Annotated in this window: 14 protein-coding genes; 4 read left to right on the forward strand and 10 right to left on the reverse strand. The window is 46.8% G+C overall.

The genetic code is table 11. From position 1 onward, the window contains the following. Nucleotides 1-87: 87 nt before the first annotated feature. The 6 genes from JT717_RS11295 to JT717_RS11320 form a co-directional block, all read right to left on the reverse strand. Nucleotides 88-996 carry a glycerophosphodiester phosphodiesterase family protein gene (locus tag JT717_RS11295; RefSeq protein ID WP_205510576.1) on the reverse strand — a complete coding sequence of 303 codons (909 nt, stop codon included), beginning with the start codon at nucleotides 994-996 and terminating at the stop codon, nucleotides 88-90. Next, nucleotides 996-1,742, reverse strand: coding sequence for an MIP/aquaporin family protein (locus JT717_RS11300; protein WP_205510577.1), 747 nt, complete (start codon nucleotides 1,740-1,742; stop codon nucleotides 996-998). Before JT717_RS11300 ends, JT717_RS11295 begins: the two co-directional genes overlap by 1 nt. 244 nt (nucleotides 1,743-1,986) lie before the next feature. Then, nucleotides 1,987-3,471, reverse strand: a complete 1,485-nt coding sequence (gene glpK, locus JT717_RS11305; protein ID WP_205510578.1) for a glycerol kinase GlpK — start codon at nucleotides 3,469-3,471, stop codon at nucleotides 1,987-1,989. A 172-nt stretch (nucleotides 3,472-3,643) separates the two neighbouring features. Next, nucleotides 3,644-4,318 carry a GDSL-type esterase/lipase family protein gene (locus tag JT717_RS11310; RefSeq protein ID WP_205510579.1) on the reverse strand — a complete coding sequence of 225 codons (675 nt, stop codon included), beginning with the start codon at nucleotides 4,316-4,318 and terminating at the stop codon, nucleotides 3,644-3,646. Nucleotides 4,319-4,435: 117 nt separating this feature from the next. Next, nucleotides 4,436-5,854, reverse strand: coding sequence for a calcineurin-like phosphoesterase C-terminal domain-containing protein (locus JT717_RS11315; RefSeq protein WP_205510580.1), 1,419 nt, complete (start codon nucleotides 5,852-5,854; stop codon nucleotides 4,436-4,438). A gap of 262 nt (nucleotides 5,855-6,116) precedes the next feature. Next, complete coding sequence (locus JT717_RS11320; RefSeq protein ID WP_205510581.1) at nucleotides 6,117-7,697, reverse strand: glycerol-3-phosphate dehydrogenase/oxidase; 1,581 nt, start codon at nucleotides 7,695-7,697, stop codon at nucleotides 6,117-6,119. Nucleotides 7,698-8,186: 489 nt separating this feature from the next. Between JT717_RS11320 and JT717_RS11325 the strand changes: the two genes are divergently transcribed. Next, entirely contained in the window at nucleotides 8,187-8,954 is a 768-nt protein-coding gene (locus JT717_RS11325; protein ID WP_205510582.1) for a DeoR/GlpR family DNA-binding transcription regulator, read from the forward strand. A 271-nt stretch (nucleotides 8,955-9,225) separates the two neighbouring features. On the opposite strand, the gene JT717_RS11330 is transcribed toward JT717_RS11325, so the two are convergent. Further along, a complete protein-coding gene (locus tag JT717_RS11330; protein WP_205510583.1) occupies nucleotides 9,226-9,768 on the reverse strand; it encodes an RNA polymerase sigma-70 factor in 543 nt (180 codons plus the stop codon). Between the two features lie 138 nt (nucleotides 9,769-9,906). Here JT717_RS11330 and JT717_RS11335 point away from each other — a divergent pair, with 138 nt between their 5' ends. The 3 genes from JT717_RS11335 (at nucleotide 9,907) to JT717_RS11345 (ending at nucleotide 14,434) form a co-directional block, all read left to right on the forward strand. Further along, complete coding sequence (locus JT717_RS11335; RefSeq protein ID WP_205510584.1) at nucleotides 9,907-10,782, forward strand: helix-turn-helix domain-containing protein; 876 nt, start codon at nucleotides 9,907-9,909, stop codon at nucleotides 10,780-10,782. 379 nt (nucleotides 10,783-11,161) lie between these two features. Beyond that, on the forward strand, nucleotides 11,162-12,229 hold the full coding sequence (locus JT717_RS11340) for a glycosyltransferase family 4 protein (protein WP_240348022.1): 1,068 nt from the start codon (nucleotides 11,162-11,164) through the stop codon (nucleotides 12,227-12,229). Between the two features lie 24 nt (nucleotides 12,230-12,253). Further along, the gene (locus tag JT717_RS11345; RefSeq protein ID WP_205510586.1) at nucleotides 12,254-14,434 is read left to right on the forward strand and encodes an amylo-alpha-1,6-glucosidase; all 2,181 of its coding nucleotides are present in this window, start codon (nucleotides 12,254-12,256) and stop codon (nucleotides 14,432-14,434) included. A gap of 116 nt (nucleotides 14,435-14,550) precedes the next feature. Here JT717_RS11345 and JT717_RS11350 read toward each other — a convergent pair whose 3' ends face one another. The 3 genes from JT717_RS11350 to JT717_RS11360 all read right to left on the reverse strand — a co-directional run bounded on the left by JT717_RS11350 (nucleotide 14,551) and on the right by JT717_RS11360 (nucleotide 18,893). Then, nucleotides 14,551-15,984: an arabinose isomerase gene (locus tag JT717_RS11350; protein WP_205510587.1), complete on the reverse strand. Its 1,434-nt coding sequence runs from the start codon at nucleotides 15,982-15,984 to the stop codon at nucleotides 14,551-14,553. Nucleotides 15,985-16,129: 145 nt separating this feature from the next. Beyond that, nucleotides 16,130-17,272 (reverse strand): aldose epimerase family protein, encoded by a 1,143-nt coding sequence (locus JT717_RS11355; protein ID WP_205510588.1) that lies wholly within the window; start codon nucleotides 17,270-17,272, stop codon nucleotides 16,130-16,132. Nucleotides 17,273-17,351: 79 nt separating this feature from the next. Further along, nucleotides 17,352-18,893: an alpha-N-arabinofuranosidase gene (locus JT717_RS11360; RefSeq protein WP_205510589.1), complete on the reverse strand. Its 1,542-nt coding sequence runs from the start codon at nucleotides 18,891-18,893 to the stop codon at nucleotides 17,352-17,354. Between the last annotated feature and the right edge of the window lie 464 nt (nucleotides 18,894-19,357).

The raw sequence follows: 19,357 nt of genomic DNA on the forward strand, positions 1-19,357 counted from the left end.
TGGGTAGAAAAAGGATAAATATGTTACCGGTCACCGCTTCCCTGTAGCTGGAAACCGTAACCGGTAACTGGTGTATTAGATCTCAACTCATTTACCTATTTCTGCAAAGTAATTCGGGTAATCAGTTATAATGCCATCCACACCGTCGGCGATCAGGCGCTTCATTTTTTCTTTGTCGTTTACCGTCCATGGAACCAGCTTCATGTTTTTGCTGTGGCAGAAATCGGCCATGGCTTTTGTCACCAGGTTGAATTCCGGGCTATAAATATGCGGGTAGAATCCGAGACTTTTGAAATTACTGTCGAGGTTCTTGCCCGTGGTCAGGTAGCCGATCACGACCTGCGGATACTTCTTGCGCACATATTGCAGGGGCCGTACATCAAATGATTGAATATAAAAGCGGTTACCAATATTCCGGCCTTTTACATCTTCCATTACCGCATCTACGACTTCGGCGGGTGGTGCATTGTATTTGAGGCTATCGAAGCGTATGGATGTTTTCAGTTCGATATTATAGATCGGCTTCGGCAGCTTATTTGCGGTCACATAAGCTTCTACAGAATCTATCAGCTCGCCCAGCAGGGGCAGGCCTACTTTTATTTTCTGTTGCTGCGGCCAGGCAGGAAAGGGTTTTGAACCAACATCAAATTTTTTGATGTCTTCATAATTCATCTGGTACCACACATATTTTTTAGCATCTGCTTTGGCTATTTCACTGCCATCGTTATAGAGTGTATGCGCAATGTTTGGAAAAGGATCATGCGAGATCAGCACTTTTTTATCTTTCGTAAGATATACATCCACTTCAATACAATTGGCGCCCACTTCCACTGCTTTTTTCATAGACGGAATGGTATTCTCGGGCATTAAGCCGCGGGTGCCCCGATGCCCTTCCTTGTAAAAGGCAGGATAGTTTTCAGGCATGGAGAGCTTCCTGGAGGCGGTGCAGGCTGCCACACAGCCTGCGATCACAGATAATACGACAATACGTTTCATTATACGGTCTTATTTAAATAGTTCAGAAGCATGAATAACAAAGCTGCAATGATGGCGCCGATGATGGGACCAATAATAGGGATCCATGCATATTTCCAGTTGCTGCTGCCTTTATGTTTAATAGGTAATAAAGCATGTACGATCCGCGGGGCCAGGTCACGGGCGGGGTTAATGGCATAACCGGTTGTTCCACCCAGGGAAAGGCCAATGGCCCAAACCAGGAAGGCAACGGGAATAGCCCCCAGTGAACCAAGCCCGATAGGCGATTGCGGATTCTTGATCTCTGCTTCTGTAAAATAGAACACCACAAATATGAGCACGAAGGTGCCAATGATCTCGCTCAATAAGTTAAAGGTATTGTTCCTGATCGCTGGTCCGGTACTGAACACGGCCAGCACGGTATCAGGATCGCTGGTCTGATTGAAATGATCTTTATAAATGCACCATGCCAGGAAGGCGCCCAACATAGCGCCCAGCACCTGCGCCAGGATGTACATGGGCACTTCACTCCACTGAAATTTTTCTGCAATGGCCAGGCCTATGGAAACGGCCGGATTCAGGTGTGCGCCGCTGTAGGGGCCGGCAATAACAACGCCTACAAATACAGCCAGGGCCCAGCCGGTGGTGATCACCATCCAGCCACCGGCATTTCCTTTGGTTCCTTTCAGGATCACGTTTGCTACAACGCCTGTTCCCAGCAAGATCAAGAACATAGTGCCGATGAATTCGGCGGTAAATGGTGACATAAGCAATCTTTTTAGGTTAAACCCGCTATGTTTATTGTTTTAAGGTTCTCATTTTTGTTACCGGTTACCGGTTACCGGTTGCAAGTTTCAAGTTCCAGGTTCCTGGCTACAAGTTCCAGCTTGCCGTTATCAACCCCTGCAACTTGCATCCTGTAACCCGGAACCGCGATTATCACATTATCACATTAGCCCATCAGCACATCAGCACATCAGCACATCAGCACATCAGCACATTAGCTAATTATCACTCTTCCGCCCACGCTTTTGCCGCCCGGATCGCTTTCTGCCATCCCTTCGTCAACGCAATGGCATTGCCGCTTTCCGGTGAAAAGTTTTTATTGAGCTTCCATTGCTTTTTGATCTCATCCACATTTTTCCAGTAGCCTACGGCCAGTCCGGCCAGGTAAGCCGCACCAATGGCAGTGGTTTCCGTGATCTCAGGCCTTATAACGGTTGCCTGTAACACATTGGCCTGGATCTGCAAGAGCAGGTCATTGGCGGTAGCGCCGCCATCGACCCGGAGTTCTTTAATGGGCGAACCTGCATCGGCCTGCATGGCGGTTAACACATCCATGGTCTGCAGCGTTATGCTTTCCAGGGCTGCGCGGGCAATATGGGCGGCTGTTGTACCTCTTGTGATACCTACGATGGTGCCGCGGGCATGCTGATCCCAGTAGGGAGCGCCCAGTCCGGCAAAAGCGGGCACCAGGTATACGCCACCGTTATCAGGAACCTGTTTGGCCAGTTCTTCCACCTGGGAAGAATGGGTAATGATGCCGAGGCCATCGCGCAGCCATTGAACTACGGCGCCGCCGATAAAGATACTGCCTTCCAGGGCGTATTGCACTTTGCCATCGATCTGCCAGGCAATGGTTGTTACCAGGTTATTTTTTGATACGATCGGTTTGTCGCCGATATTCATCAACATAAAGCAACCGGTGCCATAGGTATTTTTCACCATGCCGGGTTCTGTGCACATTTGCCCGAACAGCGCCGCCTGCTGATCACCCGCAATCCCGGCAATAGGGATCTGCGCAGCCAGGATCTGTGCGTCGGTATGCCCGAACACTTCGCTCGACGAGCGTACTTCCGGTAACATGGATGCGGGCACATCCAGTAATTGCAGCAGCTCTTTATCCCATTGGCAGCTATGAATATTGAAAAGCATCGTGCGCGATGCATTGGTAATATCGGTTGCATGTACTTTACCGCCGGTCAGCTTCCATACCAGCCAGGTATCAATAGTACCAAAGGCCAGTTTTCCTGCTTCGGCTTTTTTGCGGGCGCCTGCAACATTGTCGAGGATCCACCGGATCTTGGTGCCGGAAAAATAAGCATCTACGATCAACCCGGTCTTTTCCTGTATGAGGTTACCCGATTGTATTTTGAGCTCATCGCAAAAGGCGGCGGTACGCCGGTCCTGCCATACAATGGCATTATGCACGGGAACGCCGGTCTCTTTATCCCATACCACGGTTGTTTCGCGCTGGTTGGTAATGCCAATGGCAGCAATATCGGTTGCTTTCAATCCGGCCTTGCTTACCGCTTCCACGGCTACGGCCAGTTGGGTGCCCCAGATCTCCCCGGCATCATGTTCTACCCAACCGGGCTGCGGATATAACTGCGTGAATTCTTTCTGGGCGATAGAGATAATGGAACCTGCCTGATCGAAGATGATGGCGCGTGAACTGGTTGTTCCCTGGTCGAAAGACAAGATGTATTGAGGCATGTTTACTTCGTTATTATCGTTAGTTATTACATTTATGTAGATCGATCTAAAGTACGTGTTACAGGTTCCAGGTTTCAGGTTCCAGGTTGCAAGAGTAAAGAACCTGCATAAAAGGCCCTGTAACTTGTAACCTGTAGCTCCTGCCTATGTCCTCATGAACGGTATTGAACTTTTACAAATATGGTTTCAGCACAGCTGCCCAAACCCTGTACCCCTCTGCATTTAAATGCAGGCCATCCATGGTATAGCGTTTATCCAGCTTTTTGTCGGCATTGAGAAAATGCGGGTGCAGATCGATCACCGTGATGTTCTCTGCTGCCCCTATTTTCTTCAGCTCTGCATTTACATATGCAATATGTTCATCTTTGTTATAATGCTTTTTAAACTGGGTGAACTCGTTGTTAACGGGCAGGAGTGTATGAAAATAGATCTTTGTTTTGGGCGACTCCGCCTTGATCTGCCTGATGATGCGGCGGTAATTGTTCACGATCAGCGAATCGGGTATATTATGCTGAATATCGTTAATACCGATCAATATAAAAACTTTCGCAGGTTGCCCTTCTGTTATTTCTTTCAACCGTTCGAGCACGCCGTAGGTGATATCACCGCTGATGCCGCGGTTGCGTGCATGGTTGTTCTGTAATAATTCTGCCCAGTCGACGCCCTGCGTAATACTATTGCCCAGGAAGATGATATCTTTTGTTGAATTGGGATAGTTCTTGAACAATCCATATCTCAGGGCATAAGCGGCCGGACGGATAGTGCTATCTACTTTGGCCTCCTGCGCCGATACCACCAGGCACATCATTAAGGTTCCTGTAACCAGTCCAATCATCCGTTTTTTCATATGTGCTATTGCAAATTTTGAGATTTTTAGATTTTGGGATTTCTTTTGTTCAATCAGTTCCTGTTTTTACAAAATCCGAAAATCAGTGATTGCGATTCAACAAATATATTTGTTTTGTCAGGCGTTATAATCTGCCGTATATTTTTTCCCGAACCGGTCCGTAGCAACCACCTTCACGTTCTTTGAACCGGCCGGAATAACCGCATTGAACAAGTGATCTGTTTTCTTTGGTTCGGCAAACCCGCGGGGTTTAGGCAATTGAGGGCCCTGATACAAGGCAACCGCCTGCAGATCGAAGCCTTTTTCCTGTTTCAAAGCATCGTATTTTACGCCATCTACCCAGCATTCCAGCTGCCAGGCCGGATCATAGTTCCATACATTCACCTGCAGCTTTTTACTGGCGGCATCTTCATCCTTTACGATCATGCTTAACTGGTGGCCGGCTTCTTTACCGGTAGACTGATAATACCAGCTCAACTCGGTTCCTTTTACCGAATACACGCCATAACCCGAGGGCGTACCGTCGCCACAAATGGGTCCGGTCCACCAGGCGCCGCAAACGGTACCATGGTTATGCTCAAATATATCGTGTTTTATTACATTTCGATGGTAGTGGGTATGGCCCGACATGATATGCACATTACGGCCTTTTAACACCGCATATAATGCTTCATTGTTCTTTACTTCATTATGCACGGGGATGTGCACACAAACGATCACCAGGTGATCATTGGGCACGAAAGCCAGGTCCTTCTGCAACCAGGCCAGTTGTTCTTCGGAAATATAACCGTCATATTCCCTGTCTTTACCCAGGTAACGCACATCATCCAGCACTACATAATGCACTTTGCCGCGGTTGAAGGAGTACCAGGTGGGACCATAATATTGCTGAAAGGTATCATCTGACACCTCATCACCGCCCTTGTTATAATCCATATCGTGATTGCCGATACATTGAAAGAAAGGAATGCCCATTTTTTCAACGGCTGCATTGTAACTGGGAAATAATGCATGATTATCCCAAACAATATCGCCCACGGTAATACCATGCAGCAGGGCGCCATTGGCTGCCTGCACAAATTTTTGCACGTCTGGCACTGATTCGGCCATCATGCGGTTAACATCCTTTTCTGATTTTACCTGCGGATCGGCCCAGATAATGAACTGGTGATTGGTATCATCTACCGTCAGCGCTTCCAGTTCAAAGTCGATGCCTTTGCGTTTATTAAGATCTTTTACCAGGCGGTAATGGCGGGAAAGTCCTTTTTCATGGTTAAACGCATAACCGGCAGGGGTAGATACGAAAATGGCCGTGGCATTGGGATGCAGTTCCATTTCATATTTTCCTGACCGATCGGTGCTTACCACCGAATATCCATCACTTACCACTACGTCTTTCAGGCCTTTGCCTTTTGCTTTTACGGAACCCTTGATCTTCTTTCCGAGCGGAAGAAATGCTTTCGCCGGCGCCAAAGGGGTCAATGCCCATCCTGCAGTCAGCCAACCAAGCGAGGCAATGAATTTGCGTCTTTTCATTATACAGATTAGTTTTCAGTCGTGATTGGTCAATGGTCAATGGTCAATGGTGAATGGTCAATCCGCTCTGCGGGGATTACGCTTTCCATATTCCAGCATTCTTGTTTTTCGGCTACCAGAGACGCCATCATCACGGCGCTGGTTGCAAGCAGTGCAAGAATGGCCCGGACAAACGTTTGCGTTTTGCTTTCGACTTCGGCCTTTAGGGTTCAGCCTTTTGCTTTCAGCGCCTGTCCGCTTTTGGCGGATTCAGCGTTTTGCTTCAGCCTTCCGCTTTCAGCACATAGCCTTCCGCCAGCTTTGTAAACGAAGCGACCTGCTCCTTGATCCAGCGGTCATCTTTTTGTAAGATCTTTGCGATAATAGCTGCCACCGGTTCCGCCATGCGAATGCTTTCGCGGGCATCCAGCAACAGGGCCCGGGTGCGGCGGCTTAATACATCTTCTACCGTGCGCGCCATTTCATGCTGCACCGCCCAAATGACCTGCGCCTCGTGGATCTGCAGGCTGGTACTCAGCCATTCATTTGAATGTCCGTTCATCAACGCTTTTACCTGTTCTTTATCACTGCCGTAAAAATACAGGGGATCGTTCTGGTTAACCGTGGCTACAGCCCCATGAATCGCCAGATTACGCGTAGCTGTTTTCTTATGCGGCCATTGCAATTCCTGCTCGATGCGGTTCACCATATCTTCCCCCATTTTGCGGAAGGTGGTCCATTTACCGCCTAAGATCGTAAAGAGCTTCGAGGGTGTTACCATGATCTTATGGCTGCGCGAGATCTCTTTTGTTTTCTGGTTGCCCCCCTGTGGCGCAGCCAGGGGCCGTAAACCGGCAAACACACTCAGCACATCACTTCGTTTAGGCTGCTGCACAAAGTAGCGGGATGCGTTCTCCAGGATAAATGCAATTTCCTTTTCCAGGGCCTGGGGTTCCAGGGATGCTTCTTTCACCGGCGTATCGGTGGTGCCCACGACCACCTTGCCATGCCAGGGCACGGCAAACAGCACACGTCCATCACTGGTAGCAGGGATCATGAGGGCATCGCTGCTGGGATAGAATTTTTTATCGAGCACCAGGTGAACACCCTGGCTGGCTGTAATACTTTTTGTACCGGTGGGGTTATCCATTTGCAGCACTTCATCAACAAACACTCCCGTGGCATTGATCACGGCTTTGGCTTTACAAACCCAGGAACGGTTGGTTTCTACATCGGTGATCTTTGCACCTCCAATTTGCCCTTTGTCTTTCACCAGACCCGTTACCTTCATATAATTAAGGGCCACGCCGCCCTGTTCAATGATCGTTTGCACCAGGTTAATGGCCAGGCGGCTGTCATCGAACTGACCGTCATGATAGAGCACACCGCCTACCAGGCCTTCAGATCTTATATTGGGCAATTTTGCCAATGCTTTGGCGCGCGGAATAAAAACAGAAGATCCCAGGCTCAGGCGGCCCGAGATCCAGTCGTATAATTTCAGACCGATGGTGTATTTCAGCCGGTCCCAGAATGTATAGATCGGAATAATAAAAGTCTGGTTCTTTACCAAATGCGGAGCGTTACGCCATAAGAGGCCTCTTTCGATGCTGGCTTCTCTAACCAATTGAATATCACCTTGTGCCAGGTAGCGCACGCCACCATGTACCAGTTTGGTGCTGCGGCTGGATGTGCCTTTCGCAAAATCGGCCTGTTCTACCAGCAATACAGAGTATCCCCTGCTAACTGCTTCAAGCGCAATGCCTAAGCCGGTTGCCCCACCCCCAATGACGAGCAGGTCCCATACCTTTTGAACATCCAGTTGGTTGATCAGGGTATCACGGTGTTGTACGGTTTCCACTTCCATTTTATAACAGAAACTTTCGTTTTATTTCAATTTTTTCTATTTGCAATATTAACGAAACAAATTGAAAGCACGAAGATAATATTTTGAAACTTTCAAAGGCCTGCCGCAGGTAGATCAATTCTTTCCTTTCGCCAGTTCATTTCCGGCGTATTTTGTTTAAAACTTCATCTCATAGCCATAATAAAGACGTTTGGTGTGAATGGCCGGTACTAGAGTGCACCCATTTAATATCCAGGTATCGCACCTGAGGCTGGACTGCATCGAATCAGATCCGGTAATCTATTGTTCTTTTCAACTGGTTTATTCCCGGATGTCTCATACATGCACGGGATATATACGGAATAAGTACGGAACATTACCGGAGATGACCTGAAGTAGACCCGGCCAAGGTGTGAAGCTGTACAGTAAGTTCCCTGGCAATCAAAGAAGTTTAAACTACCGTACATGTACAAGCATCTCACAATTTTCATTTAATTTGGTACATCAATTATGATCTCACAAACTGAACGCCACCAATTTATACTGAACAAACTGAGTAAGGAAAGTTTCGTGAACGTACTGGAGCTTTGTAAGGAGCTCGATGTTTCTTCCGTAACCATCCGAAAGGATCTGAAACTGCTGGAGGATAAAAACCTGCTGTTCCGGACGCATGGCGGGGCTACGCTGAACAACCCTTACACGATTGACCGGCCGGTCAATGAAAAGGAGAAATTGCAATCAGCAGAAAAAATGAAGATCGGTTTTACCGCAGCGCAGCTGATCAGGGATAACGATTCCATTATTATTGCTTCGGGCACCACTGTACTGGCCCTGGCCAAGAATTTTCCGGCCAAACAAAATGTTACCGTCATTACCGCCTCGCTGCCCGTAGCGCAGGAATTGAATAAACATCCTGATATCGAGATCATGCAACTGGGAGGCATCCTGCGAAAAAGTTCTTCTTCGGTGACCGGACCTTATGCGCAAAAGATCCTGACCGATTTCTTCTGCAGCAAATTATTCCTGGGTGTGGATGGTATTGACCTCGAGTTTGGCCTTACCACAACCAGTGTAATGGAAGCGCATCTGAACCGGCAAATGATCGATGTATCCCAAAAAGTGATCGTGCTCTCGGATTCCACAAAATTCGGCAAACGTGGTTTTGGCCGCATATGCGGACTGGAAGAAGTTGATCAGATCATTACCGACAGCGGCATCTCCGAACATTTTGTAGCCCAGTTTGAAAGCAGGGGGATTGAGGTCACTATTGTTAATTAGCTGATGTGCTAATGTGCTAATTTGCTAGTGAAAACACAAATAGCTAATTTTCTAATGTGCTAATGAAAACACAATTAGCTGATGTGCTAATTAGCTAATGTGCTAATTAAAAACCAATACAGATGAATTAGCAAATCAGCACTTTGACATTAGCACATCGACATTAGCACATCAGCACATTAGCACATCAGCACATTAGCACATCGACATCAGCACATCAGCACATCAGCATATTAGCACATCGACATTAGCACATCATCACATTAGCACATCAGCACATGGACATTCTTTCTTTCATCAACCTCAACGCGGCCACCATATGGTTCTCCACCGTGTTTTTTGACAATTGCAATCTGTCTGCAATCTCCTTGTAAGAGCTTCCCTCTTCCCTGCTCATGGTAAAGATGCGTTTTTTTTGCGGCGGTAAGCGGTCAAGCGAATTTCTATATAAAGACTCCAGTTCTTTGTGCAGGATGCGGCTGTCGGTAATGAAATAAGAAGGTGGCTCCACGGCTGTTTGGTCCAGTGAAACCGTACGCAGGTTCTGTTTGCGCAAATGATCGATCAGGCGGTTCTTAACCGATTTATACAAGTAGGCTGATAAAGAGAGATTGCTGTTCAGGCGGTCGCGCTTTTGCCAAACAGCCAGCATAACGTCCATCACTATCTCTTCCGATGCGCTGCTGTCAGGGATCAGCTTCAGGGTGTAACTGTACAGTTTAAAAAAATAACGATCAAATAATATACGGTATGCATTTTCATTACCGGTACGCCATAGTTCGATCAAATGGCTATCAGGTGTGTTCAGGTTCATATCAGATGGTTTACAATCGTTTTATTGCTGTTGAACCGATAAATAACCAATGTGCCCGATAAAATTATTCTTATTATTGTGCCGGCTATTTACCTGATTTGATATTTGCGTTGTACTTTTTGATATTAAAGCAACAAAATGGTCAATTATTATAAATACCTGCCGGTAAGTGAAGAGGATGAAAGCTGGGGATTAAGTGTTTTGAATACTGGCTGCACACATATTGTTGCAGGAAGCAGCTATCCCTACGCCACACATCCTGCGCACCATTATTTTAACTGGGAAAAAGGAAGGGTCTTACACGAATTCCAGGTGATTTATATCACCCAGGGCGGCGGTATTTTTGAATCGAAAAGCAGCGGCCCGCAAACAATTACAGCCGGCTCTGTTATCTTACTGTTTCCCGAGGAAAGGCATCGTTATAAACCCGATGAAAGAACAGGCTGGGATGAATACTGGGTTGGATGTAATGGCCCCATTGTAGAAAACCTGCTGCATAAAAAATTCTTTACGCCACACCATCCTGTTATACCGGTAGGTTACCACGAATCACTGGTGCACCTGTTCCAGGAGATCATACATACAACCCGGGAAGAAAAAGCCGGTTACCAACCACTTATTGCAGGAACGGTGTTACACCTGCTTGGCAATATATATTCCTTATCACAACAGGAAAAATTTTCCGGACAGGATGTAGAAGCGATCGTTGATAAAGCGCGCTTATTGTTCCGGTCGAATATCGATCAGAACTATTCGCCGGTTGATGTAGCGCATGAGCTGCAGATCAGTTATTCGCGCTTCAGAAAAATATTCAAAGAATATACCGGTCTTGCACCAGGGCAGTTCCAGATCCAATTAAAAATACATAAAGCAAAAGAGCTGCTTACCACTACTACCAAATCGGTAAAAGAGATCGCCTTCGAGCTCAACTTCGAATCGAATTTTTATTTCTCCAAGCTATTTAAAGAAAAAACAGGTGTAACACCAGGTGAGTTCAGGAAGGGAGTTAATTAGTTGACAATTTGACAGCGTTGATAAGAGCTTAATAAAGTTCAGATAGTTAATAGCGTTGAGAAAGTATTAGTTTCTCTATATCATTAAGGCATGTATTTCATTAGCACATCAGCATATTAGCACATCAGCACATTAGAAAATCGGCACATCAGCCAATTGCTTCCCCTGGCATCCGAATTGCGTATTGCTCGGTGGAATTTTAATATAAATACCTTTCATTCAGAAAGAGTTAATATATAAAATCAGGCGCGTACCTATGCTTTATAATATCCAATATATGCCCCCCTGATGCGATTTTTCCCCAACCACATTTCAGCATGCCCCTATGCATCCATCGCCGTATAATTTTAATTGAATTAAAAATCAGAAATTATTGGCTATGTTGAAAATTGCACAAATTGCTCCGCTGATCGAATCTGTTCCGCCAAAATTATATGGCGGTACTGAACGGGTAGTTGCTTACCTCACCAATGCACTGGTAAAATTAGGTCATGATGTAACATTATTTGCTTCAGGCGATTCCATAACGAAAGCTAAACTGGTCTCTGTTACTCCCACTGCATTACGCCTGAGTAACTCTGTAGACCAGGTAGCGGGTCATATCCTGCAAATACAGGAAGTAATGGATCGCGCGCATGAATTTGACCTGCTGCATTTTCACACCGATTACCTGCATTTTCCGGTGATGCGGTTCTGTGATACCCGATCGCTTACCACCCTGCATGGCAGATTGGATATTCCGGAATTAAAACCATTGTACAAAAAGTTCAATGATGCCCCGGTGATCTCTATCTCCAATGCACAAAGGCGGCCATTACCCATGGCCAATTGGGTGGGCACTGTTTATCATGGTTTACCACTCGACCTCTATAATTTCGGTAAGGGGGAAGGTGATTATGTGGTGTTCCTCGGCCGGTTCTCCCCGGAAAAAAGGGCCGACCGCGCTATTGAAATTGCACGTAAGGCCAATATGAAGATCAAGATCGCAGCTAAGGTTGATAAGGCCGATCAAAGTTATTTTGAAAAAGAGATCCGCCACCTGCTCGATCAACCGCATGTAGAATACCTGCAGGAGATCGGAGAAGAAGAAAAAGGTCCATTGCTGGCAAACGCCAAAGCATTGCTGTTCCCGATCGACTGGCCCGAACCATTTGGCATGGTGCTTATAGAAGCTATGGCCTGCGGCACGCCTGTCATTGCTTATAACCATGGTTCTGTTCCTGAGGTCATTGAACATGGCAAAACGGGATTCATCGTGAACGATATTGATAAAGCCGCTGAAGCCTTGAAAAATATTCATTTGATCAGCCGCTCCGCCTGCCGTGAGACCTTTGAAAAAAGGTTCAGCGATCTTGTAATGGCTGAAAACTATGTTCGCTTATACGAAAAAATGGTATTCAAACAACCCAAACTTACGTATTCCTTAACGCCAGCGTATAGAAAATAATAACCGGACACAAAACACTGGATCATGAAAAAGCACGACACCCTGGTGAAGCTGCATGATGATAAATACTACATACTGGCCTCTTCTTCGTATGCAGATGATCGTGTGCTTACACTGAATTACGGCGATACTTTCGGCATTTTTGACCGCTGGGGGGATATCAAACAATTTGGTACCTGTGTGCAGGGTATTTATCACCAGGGCACGCGGTTCCTCAGCGATATGGAACTGGAGCTGAACCATTACCGGCCCATGTTGCTTAGCTCCAATATCAAGAACGAGAATGAAATGATGTCGGTTGATCTTACCAATCCCGATATCAACGACGAGCAGAACATGGTCATTCCCAAAGGCACTTTACATATTTCCCGCAGTAAATTTCTGCAGGACGGCGCCTGCCATGAACTGATCACACTGCATAATTATGGTTCAGACACCCATGAAACGGAACTCGCCATCAGCTTTGATGCCGATTTCCGTGATATTTTTGAAGTAAGGGGCATCACCCGGAAACAAAGAGGTTCTGTACAGATCCCGGTGGTATCGGCCAAAAACCATGTCTTACTTTCTTATAAAGGGCTCGACAATGTGGAACGGCAAACCAACCTGCATTTTGATCCGGCGCCTGCCGTTATAAAGGAGAACAGGGTCTATTATAAAATAAAGCTGGGTCCCCAGGAAACCTACAGCATCAACTGCACTTCCGTTTTTTCAGTACATACCACTCGCATTCAGTTCGACTCTTATTCGGCTGCATTCAATAAGATCAGAACGGGCATGGAAAAAAGCAAAGAACTGATCGCCGATATCTTTACCGATAACGAGCAGTTCAATAACTGGATCAACCGCTCGAAGAATGATCTGCTGTCATTACTGGTGCAAACGCCGTATGGAAGTTATCCTTATGCAGGTGTGCCCTGGTATAACACCGTGTTTGGCCGCGATGGCACATTTACCGCCCTGGAAACATTATGGGTAGCACCCGATATTGCCAAAGGCGTTTTATTATACCAGGCTAAAAGGCAGGCCAAAGAAGTATTGCCATTACAAGATGCCGAACCGGGTAAGATCTTACATGAGATCCGGACAGGTGAAATGGCCGAGACGGGTGAAATTCCTTTTAAATTATATTATGGCAGCATTGATACCACGCCTTTATTCATCGTGCTCGCGGGGCATTATCTCAAACGTACCGATGACCTGGTGACCATACGCGAGATCTGGGATAATATTTTACAGGCACTAACCTGGATCAAAGTGTACGGCGATATGGATGGCGACGGTTTTGTAGAATACGAGCGAAAGGCAGAGAGCGGTTTGGCCAACCAGGGCTGGAAAGATTCACATGATTCCATTTCGCATGAGAATGGTGAACTGGCCTCCTTTCCCATAGCATTATGCGAAGTGCAGGGGTATGTATACGATGCCAAAAAACAGGCGGCTTATATTGCTGCCCGCCTGGGCCATATCGAAATGGCAGATCAATTGAAAAAAGAAGCAGAGGAACTGAAACAACGTTTCAATGAGGTGTTCTGGGATGAGGAATTAGGCACGTATATCCTGGCGCTGGATGGTGATAAAAAGCCCTGCCGGGTTGTATCCTCAAATGTTGGGCATCTTTTATATTCCGGTATTGCCACCCCTGAAAGAGCCGTGCGCACGGTGAATGTACTGATGAATGAAGATATGTTCACCGGCTGGGGCATTCGTACCCTTTCTTCGCGCGCAGCCAGGTATAATCCCATGTCCTATCACAATGGATCGGTATGGCCACATGATACGGCGCTTGCGGCGTATGGCTTTGCCCGGTACGGAATGATGCAGCAATCATTGCGGTTGATGCAGGGATTATTCGATGCTTCACTTTTTATAGAACAGCAGCGATTACCCGAATTGTTCTGTGGCTTTCCATTGCGGCGCGGAGAATCACCGACCGCCTACCCCGTTGCCTGTTCACCCCAGGCCTGGTCGGTAGCCGCAGTATTCCTCCTGATTCAGGGTTGTTTACGGGTCACTTTCGACGCGTATAACAAGAAGCTTACATTGTACAAACCCATGTTACCTGATTATATTAAACAGATCAGGATCTCGAACCTGCGCTTTGGCAATGAAGTGTTCGAACTGGAAATGATCAGGTATGAACATGATCTGGGCATCCATCTTATTAAAAAGCCAGTGGGTTGGGAGATCGTGGCGATAAAATAAATTTCTGATTTTGAGATTTCTGATTTCGAGATTTCTCATTTCGGGATTTCTGATTTCGGGATTTCTGATTTTGAGATTTTAAATCCTGAAATCAAGAAATCAGAAATCTCAAAATCCTAACACACCTGCACAACCTCCATACCCAATAACAGCCCTAACTTTTTTATCTTCGAGACTATGTGCCCCACCCCAACTGCACAGTGGTGAGCGGGGCCATAACTGTTCCAGTCATTTACAAATCGGCGGGCGCCAATGGAAAACTTATAACGGCTATTGGTATTGCCTATTTCCAGTATGGGTCCGGGAACAGAAGCGCCTTCAGCAGTTAAGAGCATGAGCTTTCCATCGCCCTGCTGCACTACCGACAACAAGGTAACCGGCCCGTTCTTCACCGACATTTCTACAGATAGTCCCCTGCCCACTTTACCGTGGTACACATACAAGGGACGCACTTTGGTCTTTCCTTCTGCAATGGCAATATGGCCCGGACCATCATGACCCATCAACACCACATCTTCATTAAAGTCCATGGCATAGTATTCCGTAAAGGAGCCGCCGGCCCCAAAACTATCCATGATCTTCATCGCCTGCGCATTTTTGATCTCATATTCCCCGGCCACAGGAACATTGTTGGCCGTAAGTAATGAATTACCGAGAATAATCGAGCTGATGGTATCTTCATTCTCGGCATTGCCGGTTCCTTTGTAATAATAGGCCATGGAACCAAGCTGATATAAAGCAACCAATTTATCCAGCGCTACGGAGGTACGCGCGGCGCGTATCAATTCTTCCGTAGAACAATCTGCCTGCACATCAAAAGTGGACTTGAATAAAGCCACCCGCTTTTCGATGGCTTCCGCTGCTACTTCCCGCCGCAAGGCCGCCAGCTCGTCTACTTCTATCAATTCAATATGACCGCCGAAGAAGCGGTATTGCTGGGTAAGGTCAGTATAAATATCGAGCATGCCGCTGTAGTAATGTCCCATACAACCCAGGCGGTTAAACGCCATGGTGTGGGCCACTTTAGCGGCTTCCACCCATTCGAGGATCTCCTTCCAGCATTCCGGATCTTTATTCAACATGCCGGTTACCTGGTAAAACTGTATCCCGGTACGGAGGAACACATTCGCGATCTCCGGTACCGGGCAGGCCGAACAATAAGCCAGCCATTCACCCGTCATGCGCGTACGGTCGTTCATCCGGTTGAAGCTTGTATAATCGATGGCCGCTTCAGGTGATAAATTCAGTACGATCACCGGCACTTTCGCCTGTTGCACCACCGGCAATACGGTTGACGAAAGGGCATAGGTTGTTACATACAGAAAAATAATGTTTACGCCTTCAATACGAAACCGGTAGCCGGCTTCGAAGGCTTTATCTGCAGTGTCTACCAGACCGGCATTTACGATGTTGGGATGCAGCGTGGCAATTTGTGTATGCACCTGCTGCAGGTAAACTTCCAGTCTTTTTTTCAAACCTGCAAACTGGGGCCAGTAGGTATCCAATCCAATACCAAACAATCCGATCTTAAAAGGGGGCGTTCTTGTCATGCTGCTGTGTTATACTTTTTCAATGACAGTTTCTTATGTTGTGTTGAATAATACGTAAAAAGAGCATCCTTACCACCAGTTTTATTGTAAAAAAGAAACCCCGTCCTGCCTGGCGGGACGGGGTTGATAAATATCTGATACGTTTCTATTGTACCGACACTTTATACTGGGTTACAGTATGGTATTTTTGTCCGGGTTGTAAAATAGTTGAAGGGAACTTGGGTTTATTGGGTGAATCGGGAAAGTGCTGGGTTTCCAGGCACAATGCGGTGCGCAATTTTACCGGTTTACCACCACTCGCAAAAGTACCATCGAGGAAATTGCCGCTGTAGAACTGGAGACCGGGTTCTGTAGTAAACACTTCGAGCTTACGGCCGCTGACACTGTCGGCCAGGGTAGCCACCAGTTGCAGCGAGCTGTCCTTACGATTCAATACAAAATTATGGTCATAACCACCGGGCACGGCGTCGATGCGGGCGCCAATGGTCTCTGCCTTGGTAAAATCGAAAGGTGTACCCTTTACCGGCTTGATCTCACCCGTTGGGATCAACGTAGTATCTACCGGGGTATAATGATCGGCATTGATCTGCAAGGTGTGATTCAAAATGGTATTCTCCGTGCTGCCCGTGAGATTGAAGTAACTGTGGTTCGTTAAATTAACAGGTGTGGCTTTGTCGGTTTCTGCGGAATAATCGATATTCAGTACATTCTCATCCGTTAAGGTATACACAACCGTTACTTTCAGGTTACCGGGAAAACCTTCCTCCCCATCTTTGCTCAGGTAAGTTAAGGTCAGTGAAGGCGTACTGTCGGCAGCGGGTGTTGCATCCCACACCACTTTATCGAAACCTTTATTACCACCATGCAGATTGTTCTTTCCGTTATTCGCAGCCAGTGTATAGGTCTTGCCATTGAGTGTGAATTTGGCATCGCCGATACGGTTGCCATAACGGCCGATAATAGCGCCGAAATAAGGCGGCTTTTTCAGGTACTCATCCAAACTTTCCATTCCGATCACCACGCTTGACTTGTTGCCATTTTTATCAGGCGTGATCCATGAAGTAACAATACCGCCGTAGTTGGTGATGCTTACCGTTTGGCCGTTTTTATTCGTAAGGGTGAATAACTGTACTTTTTTGCCGTCAGTTTCACCCCAGTCTTTTGTTGTTACACCTGCTTTGATCATTTCCTGGTTATTTTCTGTTGAAGGTTGGTTGTTTTCGCCACCGCATGATGCTAAGCTTGTGACCAGCGTTAGCATGGCGACATGGCAAATCAATCTATTCATGGGAGATCCGTTATTAAGTTTACAATCGGGTTCTTTGAAAATTTGTCAAATATCTGATATTTTCCCTATCACCGGTACACTATTTTAACTCCAGTACCACTACAGAAAAAGGCGGCATTTTTACATTCAGGCTTTTACCTTTCAAGGTAGCGCCCTGGAATGCGGCCGGTTTGATCTTAGCAGGCTCCTCAAAGGTATTATGGTCCTGTAATTTGGCGGATGTAAGAATACGGCCGCTTACTGTTTTGTAATTTCCTCCTTCGAGGTTGATCGCAAGATCCTGCGTGGCTTTAGGATCGATATTCACCAGCGAAATATGCATGGCGCCGTTGGAATCCAGGGAAGCAGATGCAGACAGGGCTGGTAATTTTTCATTGCCGAGCTTATAATCGTTGCTTTTGATCTTTAAGGGGATCAGTTTGGCGTCCTGATGTACATTATACATTTCCATCACGTGATAAGTTGGCGTGAGGATCATTTTTTCTTCCTTGGTTAAAATAACAGCCTGCAGCACATTCACGGTTTGGGCCAGGTTGGCCATACGAACCCGATCGCAATGATTATGGAAAATATTCAGGGTGGCACCGGCGATCATGGCATCGCGCATGGTGTTTTGCTGATACAGGAAACCGGGGTTCGTACCTGCTTCCACATCGTACCAGCCACCCCATTCGTCCACTACCAGGGCTACACGCTTCTGCGGATCGTATTTATCCATGATGGCCGAATGTTTTATCACCAGTGAATCCATGAAGAGCGCCGATTTCATGGTTTGAAAATATTGCTGTTCGGTAAAATCAACGGCCGGGCCTTTTTTATTCCATTCAATGACCGAGTAATGATGCAGGGCCAAACCACCCAGCATATTATGCGGGATCTTTTTCATCAGTACTTCTGTCCAGTTATAATCTTTTGAATTGGCGCCGGAAGCAATGCGGAAAATTTTGGTCTCGTTCGACCAGCCGGTCATGAAGGTGGCGTATTTGCGGTAAACATCTGCATAATATTCGGGGGTCATATTACCGCCGCAGCCCCAAGCTTCATTACCAACGCCCCAATAGGTAACGTTCCAGGGTTTCTCGCGGCCATTTTGCCGGCGCAGGTCCGACATAGGACTTTTGCCGTCGAAGTTCACATACTGAACCCAGTCGATGAGTTCCTGCACGGTACCACTGCCTACATTACCGGCGAGGTAAGGCTGCGTACCTATTAGTTCGCACATATTTAAAAAATCATGTGTGCCGAAACTGTTGTCTTCGGTAACGCCGCCCCACCAGGTATTTACCATGCTGGGCCTTTTGTCTTTAGGACCGATACCATCTTTCCAGTGATAGGTATCGGCAAAACAGCCACCGGGCCAGCGCAGGTTGGCGATCTTTAATTTTTTGAGCGCGTCAACTATATCAGTACGCACCCCGTTGCTGTTGGGGATCTTCGTGTTTCCCTCCCCTACATAGAAACCGCCGTAGATACAATGGCCTAGATGTTCAGCAAAATGGCCATAGATCTGGCGGCTGATAGTAGTTTTTGCAGCGCTTACATTAAAGGTCAGGTTGTTTTGGGCAAGCATGTTAAAAGCGATCAGCGTTGTACAGGTTAAAAGCAAAGCAAAGCGTTTCATGAAAGAGCTTTAAGTTGAATAATTAATGAATGTATAAAGAATTGATGGTTTATAGAAAGGACTATACATGGCAGCATGGTGATCGTTATTTAAAAGTATAAGTTAGCCGGCCTGGCCGGAACTGTGAAACTAAGATAAAACAACATATCTGTCAAAATCACACTTAATTATTTTTTGCCCGCGCTCTCCTAAAGTTAGCAGTTCACAGTTCTCAGTTGGCAGTTGGCAGTTCACAGTTCAAAGTTCAAAGTTGACCGTTCACAGTTCTCAGTGGCAGCCTGCAACCGCGCTGAGCGCTGCAACCCCGCTGACCGGTACAAGCCCTGCAACTTGCAACCTGCAACCTGTAACACCCCCCTCCTAGCCCATCGCCTATTCGTTACTCCTAACAACCACGCCGAACGGAACAAGCCCTGCAACTTGCAACCTGCAACCTGTAACACCCCCCTCCTAGCCCATCGCCT

The organism is Longitalea arenae (genome assembly GCF_016924755.1).
Classification (GTDB): domain Bacteria; phylum Bacteroidota; class Bacteroidia; order Chitinophagales; family Chitinophagaceae; genus Niastella; species Niastella arenae.

Bases quoted from the DNA above. Each gene is read 5' to 3' on its own strand.
- JT717_RS11295 (WP_205510576.1), bottom strand. From the start codon at position 996: ATGAAACGTATTGTCGTATTATCTGTGATCGCAGGCTGTGTGGCAGCC.
- JT717_RS11300 (WP_205510577.1), bottom strand. From the start codon at position 1,742: ATGTCACCATTTACCGCCGAATTCATCGGCACTATGTTCTTGATCTTG.
- glpK (WP_205510578.1), bottom strand. From the start codon at position 3,471: ATGCCTCAATACATCTTGTCTTTCGACCAGGGAACAACCAGTTCACGC.
- JT717_RS11310 (WP_205510579.1), bottom strand. From the start codon at position 4,318: ATGAAAAAACGGATGATTGGACTGGTTACAGGAACCTTAATGATGTGC.
- JT717_RS11315 (WP_205510580.1), bottom strand. From the start codon at position 5,854: ATGAAAAGACGCAAATTCATTGCCTCGCTTGGTTGGCTGACTGCAGGA.
- JT717_RS11320 (WP_205510581.1), bottom strand. From the start codon at position 7,697: ATGGAAGTGGAAACCGTACAACACCGTGATACCCTGATCAACCAACTG.
- JT717_RS11325 (WP_205510582.1), top strand. From the start codon at position 8,187: ATGATCTCACAAACTGAACGCCACCAATTTATACTGAACAAACTGAGT.
- JT717_RS11330 (WP_205510583.1), bottom strand. From the start codon at position 9,768: ATGAACCTGAACACACCTGATAGCCATTTGATCGAACTATGGCGTACC.
- JT717_RS11335 (WP_205510584.1), top strand. From the start codon at position 9,907: ATGGTCAATTATTATAAATACCTGCCGGTAAGTGAAGAGGATGAAAGC.
- JT717_RS11340 (WP_240348022.1), top strand. From the start codon at position 11,162: ATGTTGAAAATTGCACAAATTGCTCCGCTGATCGAATCTGTTCCGCCA.
- JT717_RS11345 (WP_205510586.1), top strand. From the start codon at position 12,254: ATGAAAAAGCACGACACCCTGGTGAAGCTGCATGATGATAAATACTAC.
- JT717_RS11350 (WP_205510587.1), bottom strand. From the start codon at position 15,984: ATGACAAGAACGCCCCCTTTTAAGATCGGATTGTTTGGTATTGGATTG.
- JT717_RS11355 (WP_205510588.1), bottom strand. From the start codon at position 17,272: ATGAATAGATTGATTTGCCATGTCGCCATGCTAACGCTGGTCACAAGC.
- JT717_RS11360 (WP_205510589.1), bottom strand. From the start codon at position 18,893: ATGAAACGCTTTGCTTTGCTTTTAACCTGTACAACGCTGATCGCTTTT.